The 12,581-nt window shown below is 61.9% G+C and carries 16 protein-coding genes; 8 read left to right on the plus strand and 8 right to left on the minus strand.

The features are described from left to right. The first annotated feature begins 255 nt into the window (after positions 1-255). The 4 genes from ACGYLD_RS00005 (at position 256) to ACGYLD_RS00020 (ending at position 4,092) form a co-directional block, all read left to right on the plus strand. Entirely contained in the window at positions 256-1,074 is an 819-nt protein-coding gene (locus tag ACGYLD_RS00005) for an SDR family oxidoreductase (RefSeq protein ID WP_271691798.1), read from the plus strand. A gap of 33 nt (positions 1,075-1,107) precedes the next feature. Next, entirely contained in the window at positions 1,108-2,097 is a 990-nt protein-coding gene (locus ACGYLD_RS00010) for a nitronate monooxygenase family protein (protein ID WP_271691796.1), read from the plus strand. Continuing rightward, entirely contained in the window at positions 2,097-3,131 is a 1,035-nt protein-coding gene (locus ACGYLD_RS00015; protein ID WP_271691795.1) for a phosphotransferase family protein, read from the plus strand. The genes ACGYLD_RS00010 and ACGYLD_RS00015 overlap by 1 nt, the downstream gene beginning before the upstream one ends. An 85-nt stretch (positions 3,132-3,216) precedes the next feature. After that, a complete protein-coding gene (locus ACGYLD_RS00020) occupies positions 3,217-4,092 on the plus strand; it encodes an acyl-CoA thioesterase II (protein ID WP_067265201.1) in 876 nt (291 codons plus the stop codon). Between the two features lie 6 nt (positions 4,093-4,098). On the opposite strand, the gene ACGYLD_RS00025 is transcribed toward ACGYLD_RS00020, so the two are convergent. Further along, entirely contained in the window at positions 4,099-4,875 is a 777-nt protein-coding gene (locus ACGYLD_RS00025) for an SDR family oxidoreductase (protein ID WP_394400450.1), read from the minus strand. Between the two features lies 1 nt (position 4,876). Next, on the minus strand, positions 4,877-6,151 hold the full coding sequence (locus tag ACGYLD_RS00030; RefSeq protein ID WP_394400453.1) for an acyl-CoA dehydrogenase family protein: 1,275 nt from the start codon (positions 6,149-6,151) through the stop codon (positions 4,877-4,879). 173 nt (positions 6,152-6,324) lie between these two features. Between ACGYLD_RS00030 and ACGYLD_RS00035 the strand changes: the two genes are divergently transcribed. After that, on the plus strand, positions 6,325-6,738 hold the full coding sequence (locus ACGYLD_RS00035) for a CoA-binding protein (protein ID WP_394400456.1): 414 nt from the start codon (positions 6,325-6,327) through the stop codon (positions 6,736-6,738). Here the strand turns inward: ACGYLD_RS00035 and ACGYLD_RS00040 are convergent, their stop codons facing one another. The 3 genes from ACGYLD_RS00040 to hisA are packed head-to-tail and all read right to left on the minus strand — an operon-like array spanning position 6,739 to position 8,528. After that, entirely contained in the window at positions 6,739-7,047 is a 309-nt protein-coding gene (locus ACGYLD_RS00040) for a phosphoribosyl-ATP diphosphatase (protein WP_394400459.1), read from the minus strand. Next, positions 7,044-7,805, minus strand: a complete 762-nt coding sequence (hisF, locus tag ACGYLD_RS00045) for an imidazole glycerol phosphate synthase subunit HisF (protein WP_394400462.1) — start codon at positions 7,803-7,805, stop codon at positions 7,044-7,046. Before hisF ends, ACGYLD_RS00040 begins: the two co-directional genes overlap by 4 nt. Positions 7,806-7,808: 3 nt before the next feature. Then, positions 7,809-8,528 (minus strand): 1-(5-phosphoribosyl)-5-[(5-phosphoribosylamino)methylideneamino]imidazole-4-carboxamide isomerase, encoded by a 720-nt coding sequence (gene hisA, locus ACGYLD_RS00050; protein WP_271691791.1) that lies wholly within the window; start codon positions 8,526-8,528, stop codon positions 7,809-7,811. A gap of 129 nt (positions 8,529-8,657) precedes the next feature. Here hisA and ACGYLD_RS00055 point away from each other — a divergent pair, with 129 nt between their 5' ends. Then, positions 8,658-9,047 (plus strand): DUF2147 domain-containing protein, encoded by a 390-nt coding sequence (locus ACGYLD_RS00055; protein ID WP_271691789.1) that lies wholly within the window; start codon positions 8,658-8,660, stop codon positions 9,045-9,047. 180 nt (positions 9,048-9,227) lie between these two features. Here the strand turns inward: ACGYLD_RS00055 and hisH are convergent, their stop codons facing one another. Further along, on the minus strand, positions 9,228-9,866 hold the full coding sequence (gene hisH / locus ACGYLD_RS00060) for an imidazole glycerol phosphate synthase subunit HisH (RefSeq protein WP_271691788.1): 639 nt from the start codon (positions 9,864-9,866) through the stop codon (positions 9,228-9,230). A gap of 4 nt (positions 9,867-9,870) precedes the next feature. After that, positions 9,871-10,458 carry an imidazoleglycerol-phosphate dehydratase HisB gene (gene hisB / locus ACGYLD_RS00065; RefSeq protein ID WP_271691787.1) on the minus strand — a complete coding sequence of 196 codons (588 nt, stop codon included), beginning with the start codon at positions 10,456-10,458 and terminating at the stop codon, positions 9,871-9,873. Between the two features lie 159 nt (positions 10,459-10,617). Between hisB and ACGYLD_RS00070 the strand changes: the two genes are divergently transcribed. Then, positions 10,618-10,857: an Lrp/AsnC family transcriptional regulator gene (locus ACGYLD_RS00070; RefSeq protein ID WP_007120503.1), complete on the plus strand. Its 240-nt coding sequence runs from the start codon at positions 10,618-10,620 to the stop codon at positions 10,855-10,857. Between the two features lies 1 nt (position 10,858). Continuing rightward, positions 10,859-11,227, plus strand: coding sequence for a hypothetical protein (locus tag ACGYLD_RS00075; RefSeq protein WP_271691786.1), 369 nt, complete (start codon positions 10,859-10,861; stop codon positions 11,225-11,227). Between the two features lie 52 nt (positions 11,228-11,279). On the opposite strand, the gene ACGYLD_RS00080 is transcribed toward ACGYLD_RS00075, so the two are convergent. Beyond that, positions 11,280-12,257, minus strand: a complete 978-nt coding sequence (locus ACGYLD_RS00080) for a PleD family two-component system response regulator (RefSeq protein ID WP_271691785.1) — start codon at positions 12,255-12,257, stop codon at positions 11,280-11,282. Positions 12,258-12,581: the final 324 nt, after the last annotated feature.

A 12,581-nucleotide genomic window follows, 5' to 3' on the forward strand; every position in this document is an offset into this window, starting at 1 on the left:
GTCTTAAGACGTGGGAGAGTAGGTCATCGCCAAACCTAATAAGTTCCTAGACTACAGTATCTCTCGACGATGATCAGTATAACAAAACCGCCGCAGCTCAAAGCCGCGGCGGTTTTGCGTTGGAGGGGGGGGGGAATCTCCCGGCCTGCAAGAACCATATGACGTCCGGTTATCCGAGCCTGTGTTGGGCATCCGCTTGACGCTGCCCAAAGCCCTGTCACAGTAGCGGCGACAGTCGACGTTGGGAGGCGGGGCATGGATATCGAGACGCTCTTTGGCTTGGAGGGAAAGACCGCTTTGATCACCGGCGGGGCCACGGGCATCGGGCGGATGGCGGCGGAGGCTTTGGTGCGGGCCGGGGCGCGGGTCCTTTTAGCCAGCCGGAAAGGAGAGTCTTGCGCGGCGGTGGCCGATGAGCTGAATGCGCTCGGCGCGCGGGGCAGCGCCGAAGGGTTCGCGGGCGATGTGGGGACTGAGGCTGGCGTGGATGCGCTCGTGGCTGAGGTTCAGGCGCGTAGCGATCGGCTGCATATCTTGATGAACAACGCGGGCGTGACTTGGGGCGCGCCCTTGGGGCAGTTCCCTTACCGGGCTTGGGACAAGGTCATGGGCGTAAATGTCGCCGGGCTCTTCGATCTCACGCAAAAGTTGTTGCCGCTTCTCAGCACCGGGGCCACGGCGGATGATCCCGCGCGGGTCGTCAATGTCGGGTCGGTCATGGGGGAGCGCGAGATGGGCGACGGCGCCTATAGCTATGCCGCGTCCAAGGCGGCAGTCATTCATTTGAGTAAAATCCTCGCCAAGGAATTGGCCGGGGAAGGGATCACCGTGAACGCACTGGCGCCGGGGCCCTTCGTTTCGCGCATGACGGCTTTCGCCACGGGCGATGAGAAGACGCGGGCCGCGGTGGGGCAGGATGTCCCGCTTGGCCGTGTTGGGCGGGATGAAGATATCGCGGGCTGCATGTTGTTTCTCTGCGGGTGCGGCGGCGCCTATGTCACCGGGGCCGTGATCCCGGTCAGCGGCGGCATCAATGTGATGTCGGGACCGAATATTTTTGAAAAGGCATTGTGATGCCGAACGATAGCCCCCGAACGGAGACTCCATATGCGTGACGACAGCCATCTACCCCAAGCCCTGCGCGGCCTGCGCCTGCCGCTGGTCGCCTCGCCGATGTTCATTCTCTCGGGGCCCGAGCTGGTCATAGCGCAGTGCAAGGCGGGGATCGTCGGGTCTTTCCCGGCGCTCAACGCGCGGGAGGCGGAGGGTGAGCCGCCCTTGTTGGATGTTTGGTTGACCCAGATCACCGAAGCCTTGGACAAGCACAATCAAGAGAACCCCGACCGGCCCGCGGCCCCTTTCGCGGTCAACCAGATCGTGCATCGGTCGAACGCGCGGTTGGAGCGTGATCTTGAGATTTGCGTCAAACACAAAGTGCCGATCTGGATCACCTCGCTCGGCGCGCGGGTTGAGGTGAACGAGGCCGCACATTCCTGTGGCGGCGTGACGCTGCATGACGTCATCAACAACCGTTTCGCGCGCAAGGCGATCGAAAAGGGCGCGGATGGGCTGATTGCCGTGGCCGCGGGGGCCGGGGGCCATGCGGGGCCGCAATCGCCCTTCGCGCTGATCCGCGAAATCCGCGAATGGTTCGACGGGCCGCTTTTGCTCTCCGGCGCCTTGGCCACGGGCGAGGGGCTGTTAGCGGCCCGCGCCATGGGGGCCGATCTGGGCTATATGGGCTCGGCCTTCATCGCCACGCGAGAGGCGAACGCCGTGCCGGGCTACAAGGATATGATCGTCTCGGGCGGGGCGGATGACATTGTGACCTCTTCGCTCTTCACCGGGGTGTCTGGCAACTATCTGCGCCCATCGATTGAGGCGGCGGGGCTCGACCCGGACAATCTGCCATCGGCGGATGCCTCTTCGATGAACTTCGGCTCGGGCTCGTCCAAGCCCAAAGCGTGGAAGGAAATTTGGGGCGCGGGGCAGGGGATTGGCGCTGTCAAAGAGATTGGTGGCGCGGCCGACTTGGTGGACCGTATCGAGGCGGAGTATCGCGCCGCTGGCGCAAGGTTGGCAGCGGAGTTCGCATAGTGAGCACGGATACCCAAACCCTAGACGAAGACGCTGTTTGCCGCTGGTTGGAGGCGAACCTGCCGGGCTTTGCCGGGCCGCTGGAGGTCACGAAGTTTCAGGCCGGGCAGTCCAATCCGACATTCCTGCTTTCGACCCCGGCGCATGACTATGTGCTGCGCCGCAAACCCCCGGGGGTGCTGTTGAAATCGGCCCATGCGGTGGATCGGGAGTTTCGGGTGCAGAAGGCTTTGGCCGGCAGTCAGGTGCCTGTCGCGCGGATGCATTTACTCTGTGAGGATGAGAGCGTCATCGGCTCGATGTTCTATGTCATGGACCATGTCCCGGGGCGCAACTTCAACGACCCCACGCTGCCGGAGCTTACCCCGGCAGAGCGCGGCGCGGTCATGGATGAGATGAATGGCGTGCTGGCCGCGCTGCATGAGGTCGATATCGACGCGGCGGGGCTGTCAGACTATGGCCCGCCGGGTAACTATTTCGAGCGGCAGGTGGCGCGCTGGTCGAAACAATACCGCGCTTCGGAGACCGAGCCGCAGCCGGATATGGATAGGCTGATGCAGCGCCTCAGCGCCGAGCAGCCCGAGGACGACGGGCAGCGCACGTTGGTGCATGGCGATTACCGGATCGACAATATGATCTTCGACACCCATGGCACCGCCTGCCGTGCGGTTTTGGATTGGGAACTGTCGACCATCGGCCATCCTTTTGCCGATCTCGCCGCCGTCATCATGCAATGGCAGATGCCCGTGGGGGCCGAGGGGCGCGGCTTGGCCGGGGTGGACCGCAAGGCGCTTGGCCTGCCTACCGATGCCGAATTCATCGCCGCCTATTGCCGCAGGCGCGGGCTGAAGGGCATCGACAATTTCGGCTATTACCTCGCCTTTTGCTTTTTCCGCATGGCGGCGATCATCCAAGGCGTGTTGAAACGCGCCTTGGAGGGCAATGCTTCAAACCCCGAATACGGGTTGAAATTAGGGCAATACGTCCCGGTTTTTGCGCGCCACGGGCTGGAGGCGCTGGATCGCGACCGCTGAGCGGGCGGCGGGGCGTTTGGCGCTTGAGCTTTGCGGTGAAAACCTGTTGCTAGGGCCGAAACACCCCGGCCCGAAAGGATGACTCATGACCAATGCTGCGCGGCAATTGCTTGATCTGTTGGATATCGAACAGCTTGAGGTCGATCTGTTTCGGGGCACGGGTGCCGGGGGTGAGACCTCGATGCGGATTTTCGGCGGTCATGTCATCGCGCAGGCGCTGATGGCGGCTTACCGGACGGTGCCAGACCGGGCCTGCCATTCGCTTCATGCCTATTTCATCCGGCCCGGCGACCCGAAAATTCCGGTGATCTATCAGGTCGACCGCGCCCGCGACGGGGGCAGTTTCACGACCCGGCGTGTGGTGGCGATCCAGCATGGCAAGCAGATCCTGAACCTCTCTGCCTCGTTTCAGGTCGAAGAGGAGGGGTTTGATTGGCAGCATGAGATGCCGCAGGTCTCGGCCCCGGAAAACTGGCCGGACCGGCCCGAACTGCGCGAGGCTTTTGCCGAAAAACTGCCCGAGAAATACCGCGGAGATTTCCTGCGCGAGCGCCCCATCGAGATCCGCGAGGTTGAGCCGCGCGATTTCATGACGCCGGAAAAGGTCAGCGACCGCAACTATCTGTGGTTTCGCATGGGGGCCGCCGAAGGGCAGAACCCGGTGATGCAGCACGCGCTGCTGGCCTATGCCTCGGACATGAACCTGCTCGGCTCCTCCCTGCGGCCTCATGGGCTGACATGGTTTCAGGGCAAGGTAATGACGGCCAGCCTTGATCACGCCATGTGGTTTCACGCGCCGATCCGCTTTGACGAATGGCACCTCTATGCGCTCGACGCGCCGTTCACCGGCGGGGCGCGGGGGTTCAATCGTGGGATGATCTACAATCAAAACGGGCAATTGGTGGCCAGCGTGGCGCAGGAGGGGCTGCTGCGCCCGATCCGGCCCAAGGGTGAGAGCTAAGGGCCGCTAGCTGTCTTTCGCGGCCCCAAAGCGCCGGTTCAGCTTGCGCATTCCGCCGATCCAGCGGTCATAATCCTGCGCCTTGCCCTGCATATAGTCGCGCACCTGCGGATGCGGCAGCACCAGAAAGACCTCATCGCGGATCGCCTGCACGCAGGCTTCGGCCACCGGCTCAGGCTCCAACATGCCGTCAATCGCGGCGACATGGTCCTCCAGTCCGCGCATCATCTCGGTCCGGACCGCTTGCGGGCAGAGCACAGAGACCTTGATTCCGTCGTCGCCATAGCTCATCGCCAGCCATTCGGCGAGGCCGACGGCGGCGTGTTTTGTCACCCCATAGGGCGCAGCGCCGACCTGATTGAGCAGCCCCGCCGCCGAGGCGGTGTTGAGCAGATAGCCACCCCCGCGCGCCCGCATCAGCGGCACCAGATGCCGCGCCGCGCGCACATGGCTCATCACGTTGATCTCCCAAATGCGCTGCCACTCGGCATCCGGCACCTCCACGCCGCCCTCGACCGAGATACCGGCGTTAGAGCAGAAAAGATCAATCGGTCCGATGTCACGCTCGACGGTGGCGATCAGCGCGGCGATCTCCGCCTCTCGCGCGACATCGACGCGGAAGGCCGTGCCGCCGACCTCAGCCGCCGTCGCCTCGGCCCCCGCGCTGTCGATGTCCACGCAGACGATATGCGCAGGCGCTTCCTTGGCAAAGCGCAGCGCCAGTGCCCGCCCGATGCCGCTGGCGGACCCGGTGATGACGATGACGCGGCCCGCGAGCTCCATATCAGCTGTCGCTGCCGGAGCCGCGCGCGTTCGACGCCTGAAAGGCCTTCACCTCGGCCCGGGCGATCACCTGATGGTGCACCTCATCCGGCCCATCGGCAAAGCGCAGCGCGCGCTGCCACGTGTACATGCCCGACAGCGGGCTCCACTGGCTCATCCCCGTCGCCCCATGCACCTGCATAGAGGCGTCGATGATCTCGCAGGCCTTTTCCGGCACCAGCGCCTTGATCATGCTGACCCAGATGCGCGCCTCTTTATTGCCCAAGACATCCATCGCCTTGGCCGCTTTCAACACCATCAGCCGCATGGCTTCAATGTCGATCCGCGCGCGGCTGATCGTTTCCATGTTCTTGCCGAGGTCGATGATCTTCTTGCCAAAAGCCTCGCGCCCGAGCCCGCGTTCGATCATCAGGTCCAGCGCCTTTTCCGCCGCCCCGATCGAGCGCATGCAGTGGTGAATCCGCCCCGGCCCAAGCCGCACCTGACTGATCTCGAAGCCACGCCCTTCGCCCCAAAGCACGTTTTCGCGCGGCACGCGCACATCGGTGAAACGGATATGCATATGCCCATGCGGGGCGTCGTCATGCCCAAAGACATGCATCGGGCCGAGGATTTCCACCCCCGGCGTGTCCATGGGCACAAGAATTTGGCTCTGCTGGCGGAAAGTCTCGGCCTCGGGCGAGGTTTTCACCATGACGATCATGATCTTGCAACGCGGATCGCCCGCGCCCGAGATGTAGAACTTCTCGCCGTTAATCACCCAATCGTCGCCATCCAGCACAGCACTGGTGGAGATGTTTCGCGCATCCGAAGAGGCGACATCAGGCTCCGTCATGGCAAAGGCCGAGCGGATCTCGCCCGCCAGTAGCGGCTTCAGCCAGCGCTCTTTCTGCTCGGGCGTGCCGACGCGTTCCAACACCTCCATATTGCCGGTATCCGGGGCAGAGCAGTTCAGGCTTTCCGGCGCCAGCGGGCTTTTGCCCAATTCGGCGGCGATATAGGCGTAATCGAGGTTCGCCAGCCCTTCACCGGTTTCGGCATTGGGCAGGAAGAAGTTCCACAATCCCGCCTCCCGCGCCTTTTGCTTGGCCCCGTCGAGCAATTCCAACTGACCGGGCGCATAGGACCAGCGGTCGGCGCGGCCTTCGCCAAGGCGAAAGAACTCTTCGGTGATCGGATCGACATTCTCGCGGATGTGCTTGATGACCGCCGCCAGCAGCGGCTTGGCCTTCTCCGACATTTCGAGATTGTTCATATCCAAGGTCTGATCGATCATCCTATGCTCCCGGTGATGATGGTTCGCGGTGCTGCCCGGTTCCTCCACAGGCGGCCCTTTGGGGCGAGCCTATGCAATCGCCGCGGCCTTGCCAATCGCGGGCAGGGGGCGGTAGGCTTTACGCCACGTCATTAAGCCGTTGAAACCCGCGCGCAGGCGCTTAAGTTCAGCCTATGACAGATGCATTGATCAAAGACGTTCTCACCCGCACCCGCCGCATTGCGGTGGTCGGTGTTTCCCCCAATCCGGCGCGGCCCAGCCACTATGTCGCTGAATACCTTGCACAAAAAGGGTATGACGTGGTGCCGGTAAACCCGATGCACGCGGGCAAGGAAGTCTTTGGCAAGACCATCGTCGCCACTCTGGCCGAGATCGACCCGCCGGTGCAAATGGTCGATATTTTCCGCCGGTCCGAGGATGTACCCCCCGTCGTGGACGAAGCGCTGGAGGCTTTCCCCGAGCTTGAGACCATCTGGATGCAAATGGGCATCACCAATGCCGAAGCGGCGGCCAAGGCCGAAGCACGCGGCGCGGATGTGATCCAAGACCGCTGCCCCAAGGTGGAAATCCCACGCCTTATGGGCTGATTATTTCCGGGCGGCCTTTTCGGCGATGCCGGAGGTCGATTGCCGCCGCGCCAACTCATTCAGCACATCGCTCAGCGGCACATCCCGCGCCGCCAGCATAACGAGCAGGTGGTAGAGCACATCCGCAGCTTCTGAGGTCAGTGCTTTGCGGTCATCCTTCACCGCCTCGATAATCGCCTCGATGGCCTCTTCGCCAAATTTCTCGGCGCACTTCTCTGGCCCTTTGGCCAGCAGTTGCGCGGTCCAACTGCTTGACGGATCGGCGCTTTTGCGGCTCAGAATGGTGGCGTAAAGGTCATCAAGCGTCATGAAAGCCTCATTGGAATTCCAGCGGCGGCCATATGCTGTTTGGCCTCCTGCACTGTATATTCGCCAAAGTGAAAGATGGAGGCTGCCAGCACCGCCGAGGCGCCACCTTCGATCACCCCATCGACAAGGTGATCCAAATTGCCGACCCCACCGGAGGCGATCACCGGCACCGACACGGCATCGGAAATGGCGCGGGTCAGGGGCAGGTTGAACCCCTGTTTGGTGCCATCACGGTCCATCGAGGTCAGCAGAATTTCACCTGCGCCCTTGGCGGTGACGGTGCGGGCGAATTCCACGGCGTCGATGCCCGTGGGCTTGCGCCCCCCATGGGTGAAAATCTCCCATTTGCCGTGGCTTACGGTCTTGGCGTCAATCGCGCAGACGATGCACTGGCTGCCAAAGTGATCCGCCGCTTCGGCGATCACATCCGGGTTCGCCACGGCGGCGGAGTTGAAGCTGACCTTATCGGCCCCCGCCAGCAGCAAGGCCCGCACATCCGCCACGGTCCGCACGCCGCCGCCCACGGTCAGCGGGATATAGCAATGCTCAGCGGTGCGGGTGACCAGATCGAACATCGTGCCGCGGTTCTCATGGGTGGCGTGGATGTCGAGAAAACAAAGCTCATCCGCCCCCGCCGCATCATAGGCAATCGCGGCATCCACCGGGTCGCCCGCATCACGCAGGCCGACGAAGTTCACACCCTTGACCACACGGCCATCGGCCACGTCGAGACAAGGGATGATGCGGGTCTTCAGCATGGCTCAGCCCTTCAACATCTTCATGGCGTCGGTCAGATCAATCGCGCCATCGTAAAGCGCCCGGCCCGAAATCGCGCCCTCGATTACGCCCGTGTCGCGCAGCGCCCCCAGGTCTTCGAGCGAGGATACCCCGCCCGAGGCGATGACCGGAATCGAGACCGCCCGCGCCAGATCGGCTGTCGCTTCGACATTGGGCCCGCCCATTGCACCATCCCGCATGATATCGGTGTAAATGATCGCGGCCACACCTGCGTCCTCAAAGGATTTCGCGAGGTTGGTGGCCATGACATCGGTCTCCGTCGCCCAACCCTTGGTCGCGACCTTTCCATTCCGTGCGTCGATCCCCACAGCAACTTGCCCGGGAAAGGCGCGCGCCGCCTCGCGGACCAGTCCGGGGTTCTCAACCGCCACGGTGCCCAGAATGACCCGCGCGAGGCCCTTATCCAACCAGCCCTCGATCGTCGCCATATCGCGAATGCCCCCGCCCAATTGCGCAGGCACTTTGCAGGCTTTCAAAATCGCCTCCACCGGGGCGGCGTTCACCGGGGTCCCGGCAAAAGCGCCATTGAGGTCAACAAGATGCAACCAATCACAGCCCGCTTCGACAAAGCTAAGCGCCTGTGCGGCGGGATCGTCGTTAAAAACGGTGGCACGGTCCATGTCGCCATGCACAAGGCGCACGGCCTGACCGTCTTTGAGATCGATAGCGGGGTAAAGGATCATGGCCGGGCCCTTGTTAGAGAAGTCGCTTTCCTTTTGCACGTCGCCAGGGATTTTGCAACGCGACCCTAGGTCAGTCTTGCCCGATTGAAAGTTCTGGCTAACACTAAAGTCAGATCGGGAGGAGAGATCATGAAACAGCTTTTTGCAGCGGCCCTTCTGGGCCTTGGCCTGACCAGCGCCGCCCATGCCGCGGATCCGGCAGTCGGTACTTGGAAAACTCAAGTGGATGACGGCGCCTTTGCCCATGTCAAAATGGCCCCCTGCGGCGGGGCGATCTGCGGCACCATCGCGCGCACCTTCAACGGCAGCGGCGAATATAACTCTCCCAATATCGGCAAAACGCTCGTCATCGACATGAAGCCTCAGGGCGGCGGCAAATACGCCGGTAAGGTTTGGCGTCCGTCGAACGGCAAAATCTACATCGGGAAGATGAATGTCTCAGGCAACTCGCTGAAGCTCTCGGGCTGCGTCGCGGGTGGGCTGATCTGCTCGAAACAGACCTGGGCTCGCATCAAGTAAGGGCCGAGCATCTCTACGAAGGTTTGAAGGCGCGGGGCTAGTCCTTCGCGCCTTCATTGCGTTTTGCGTGAGGAAAGCGCAGCGCAGAGGTATTTGTAAAAGGATGAAGTTGAAGAGGAACTTTCTTCATCTTCATCCTTTCTTAAATACCTTCCGACGTTTCAACAGGCGCGGCGCGGGTTAAGGCGCCCAAGTCAGGAAGTTCGAGATCAGCCGCAGGCCGGTGGTTTGGCTTTTCTCCGGGTGAAACTGCATGCCCAGCATCGTGTCGCGGCCGATGATCGCCGTGACTTTGCCGCCGTATTCGACATGGGCCAGACGTTCGGCGGGGTTGGCGACGGCCATGTGGTAGCTGTGCACGAAATAGGTGTGATCGCCGGTTTGTAGCCCCTCGAAGACCGGGTGGTCGTGGTCGATCACCAAGTCGTTCCAGCCCATATGGGGGACTTTGAGCTTCGGGTCTTTCGGGGTGATCTGGGTCACCTCGCCACCGATCCAGCCCAGACCGGGGGTGTCTTCATATTCGCGGCCCATGCTGGCCATCAGTTGCATGCCGACACAGATGCCGAGGAAGGGGCGGCCCTTTTCCTCGACCGCCTCGACCATCGCGTCATAGAGGCCGCCGGCCCCTTTCAGGGCGGCCATACAGGCCGGAAAGGCGCCATCGCCGGGCAGGACCAGACGGTCGGCGCGGGCCACGACCTCGGCATCCGAGGTCACCGTGACCTCGCCTGCGTCATGCTCGCGGGCCATACGCTCGAAGGCTTTATGCGCGGAGTGCAGGTTGCCGGATTCGTAGTCGATGATTGCTGTCAGCATTGGTTTACAAGGCACCCTTGGTCGAGGGAATGGCGTCTGCTTTGCGGGGGTCGGTTTCGACCGCTTCGCGCAGGGCGCGGGCGACGGATTTGAAAGCGGCTTCGGCGATGTGGTGGCTGTTGAACCCGTGGAGCGCGTCGACATGTAGGGTGATGCCGCCATGGGTGCTGAACGCCTGGAAGAACTCACGGACCAGTTCAGTGTCGAACTTGCCGATGCTGCTGGTGGGGAAATCCACGTTCCAGATCAGAAAGGGCCGCGCAGAGAGGTCGAGCGCGCAGCGGATCTGCGCGTCGTCCATCGCCAGCAGGCAAGATCCGTAGCGGCGGATGCCGCGTTTGTCGCCGAGCGCTTGGGACAGTGCTTGGCCCAGCGTGATGCCCACATCTTCGACGGTGTGATGGTCGTCGATGTGCAGATCGCCCTTGGCACGCACTTTGATGTCGATCAGCGAGTGGCGCGACAGTTGGTCGAGCATATGATCAAAAAAGCCGACGCCGGTTTCATTGTCATAGCTGCCGGTGCCGTCGAGGTTGATCTCGACCGTGATGTCGGTTTCGGCAGTGGTGCGGGTCAGGGTGCTGCGACGCATGGGGCATCTCCGAAGGCAATTGCTGCGCCCTTATAACAGGGCCTGCCGCCGCGCCAAGCCCAAGCGGTGAAACGCCGTTAGGCACGGGCAGCGCGATCGGGGATTGCGGGGGCAGGGCCCATATGTCAGCTTGAACCAAATCCCAGAAAGAGGCGCGACATGACCACCTGCGTATTCATCCAGATCCGCTGCCGACCGGGCACGACCTATCGTGTGGCCGAAGAGATCGCCCTGCGCGAAATTCATTCCGAACTTTATTCCACCTCAGGCGAATATGATCTTTTGATGAAACTTTATATTCCGAAGGGCGAAGATGTGGGCGTCTACATCAATGACAATCTGTTGGACATCGAAGGCATCGAGCGGTCTTTGACCACGATGACCTTCAAGGTCTTTTGAGGTGGCGCGCCAGCTCATCCTGACAGCAGCCGTCTGTTCTGCTTTGTCGATCGCCGCGCTCGTGGCCTTTCCCGGCACGGCCACGGCGGGTACGCGGGTCTATGAGGGGCGCGAAGCCGCGGCCCTGCGCTGCGCCAATACGCTGGCGCTGACGGCGGTGGCACTTTCCGCGGCGGAGTTGATTGGCGAGGGGGAGAAGAATGTGATGCTGGGCGTGACCGTGCGCATTCTCGACCGCCACATTGAGGGGACTTGGGCGCAGAAACGCGCCGCGATGGAGGTGATGCGCGATCGGCGCAGCGTGCCTGACACGCTTGAGGATTACCGCCGCATCGCCGAACGCTGTTTGGTGCAATTCCCCATCAACTGAATGCGAAAACCCGCCCATGAGGCGGGTTTTTCTTGAGGCGATTGCCTTGTCGTCAATGGGCGGCGGAGACCGAGGGTTTCTCGGTCGGGGGCGTGTCGAGCTTGACCTTCTGCCGCATCGCCACGCGGCGAATGGCGCGGTCGAATGTCTTTCTGACCCGCTGAGTGCGGCTGGCATTGGGCTGGATCGGGCCACCCACGGAGAGCATCACCGCCATCGGGCTGTTGTCGTCATGGCGCAGGTCCATGCCGTCCAGCTCCCCTTGGATGAGCACCTCGATCTCGGGCCACGCGGGCAGGCTGTCACCTGTCACGATGCACAAGAGCGTGCCAGATCCGTTATGGGTCATCAGCAGTTGGGGGCAATCGACCACGCGCGCGATGGCCTCGGCCGCAGCGGCGATGGCGCGGGCGAATTCGGCGGTGTTGCAGGTCGCGTAAAGCTCATCGATATGTTCGATTTTGGCCGCGAAGACCTGACAGATATCAAGGTGTTGGCGCGAAAGCTGCGACAGGTAATTGCCCAAGGAGAAGGGCAGCACCAATTGATCGACCCCATTGATATGCACAGGATCGGCCAGCGCAAAATCGTGGACACCGGGCTTGCCCGCGTCTTTCAAATGCTGCGGATCAAGGCGCGGGGCGCGCTGGGTGTTCTCCAACATCCGCTCGGCGATATGCACGCGGGTTGCGATGTCCTTCACGTCGAAAGGTTTGGTCACATAGTCGTTGGCCCCGGCGGCAAAGGCGCTTTCGATCGCAGTCGCGTCGGCGCGTGAGGTCACCATCAGGATCGGTGTGTCCTGATAGGCTTCCAGCGTGCGGATGCGGCGGCATAGTGTGATGCCGTCCATCTCGGGCATCTCGATGTCCAAGAGCAGGCAGTCGAAATGTTCTTTAGTGGTTTCGAGCAGTTCCAGAGCGGCAGTGCCGGAGGCGGCCAATGTCAAATCGGGGTACTCGGCTTCGCGGAAAACAACGGGCAGCAATTCGCGGATAAATGGGTCATCGTCGACAGCAAGAATTTTCATTTTTGGCACCTCTTTCGTGGGGCAGACGGGCAGTCCGGGTGTCTTTATAATCTGTTCATATCTAGTCGTATAAACCCGGCGAAATTGTGACGCTTCTGCACCAATACCTTGTGCCGTTGCATAAATTATTAACCATATTTTGAAGCCTCGCGAAACCATTGAATTGGCGAAGAGAGATGGCCGTGGCCCCTTGCTTTCCCGAATTACGGGAGGTGATTGCGTGGAAATTGTGCAGGCTTTCAGGCGCTATTGGGCGCGTGAGGGTGCGAAATCGGGGCGAGAATTTGCGGTTCTTGTGATTGCGCGAATTTCGCGCTGCGACTC

The organism is Sulfitobacter sp. 1A12056 (assembly GCF_043558125.1).
In the GTDB taxonomy this organism is placed as follows: Bacteria; Pseudomonadota; Alphaproteobacteria; order Rhodobacterales; family Rhodobacteraceae; genus Sulfitobacter; species Sulfitobacter faviae.

Coding starts and splice junctions, on each gene's coding strand:
- ACGYLD_RS00005 (WP_271691798.1), top strand. CDS start 256: ATGGATATCGAGACGCTCTTTGGCTTGGAGGGAAAGACCGCTTTGATC.
- ACGYLD_RS00010 (WP_271691796.1), top strand. CDS start 1,108: ATGCGTGACGACAGCCATCTACCCCAAGCCCTGCGCGGCCTGCGCCTG.
- ACGYLD_RS00020 (WP_067265201.1), top strand. CDS start 3,217: ATGACCAATGCTGCGCGGCAATTGCTTGATCTGTTGGATATCGAACAG.
- ACGYLD_RS00025 (WP_394400450.1), bottom strand. CDS start 4,875: ATGGAGCTCGCGGGCCGCGTCATCGTCATCACCGGGTCCGCCAGCGGC.
- ACGYLD_RS00030 (WP_394400453.1), bottom strand. CDS start 6,151: ATGATCGATCAGACCTTGGATATGAACAATCTCGAAATGTCGGAGAAG.
- ACGYLD_RS00035 (WP_394400456.1), top strand. CDS start 6,325: ATGACAGATGCATTGATCAAAGACGTTCTCACCCGCACCCGCCGCATT.
- ACGYLD_RS00040 (WP_394400459.1), bottom strand. CDS start 7,047: ATGACGCTTGATGACCTTTACGCCACCATTCTGAGCCGCAAAAGCGCC.
- hisF (WP_394400462.1), bottom strand. CDS start 7,805: ATGCTGAAGACCCGCATCATCCCTTGTCTCGACGTGGCCGATGGCCGT.
- hisA (WP_271691791.1), bottom strand. CDS start 8,528: ATGATCCTTTACCCCGCTATCGATCTCAAAGACGGTCAGGCCGTGCGC.
- ACGYLD_RS00055 (WP_271691789.1), top strand. CDS start 8,658: ATGAAACAGCTTTTTGCAGCGGCCCTTCTGGGCCTTGGCCTGACCAGC.
- hisH (WP_271691788.1), bottom strand. CDS start 9,866: ATGCTGACAGCAATCATCGACTACGAATCCGGCAACCTGCACTCCGCG.
- hisB (WP_271691787.1), bottom strand. CDS start 10,458: ATGCGTCGCAGCACCCTGACCCGCACCACTGCCGAAACCGACATCACG.
- ACGYLD_RS00070 (WP_007120503.1), top strand. CDS start 10,618: ATGACCACCTGCGTATTCATCCAGATCCGCTGCCGACCGGGCACGACC.
- ACGYLD_RS00080 (WP_271691785.1), bottom strand. CDS start 12,257: ATGAAAATTCTTGCTGTCGACGATGACCCATTTATCCGCGAATTGCTG.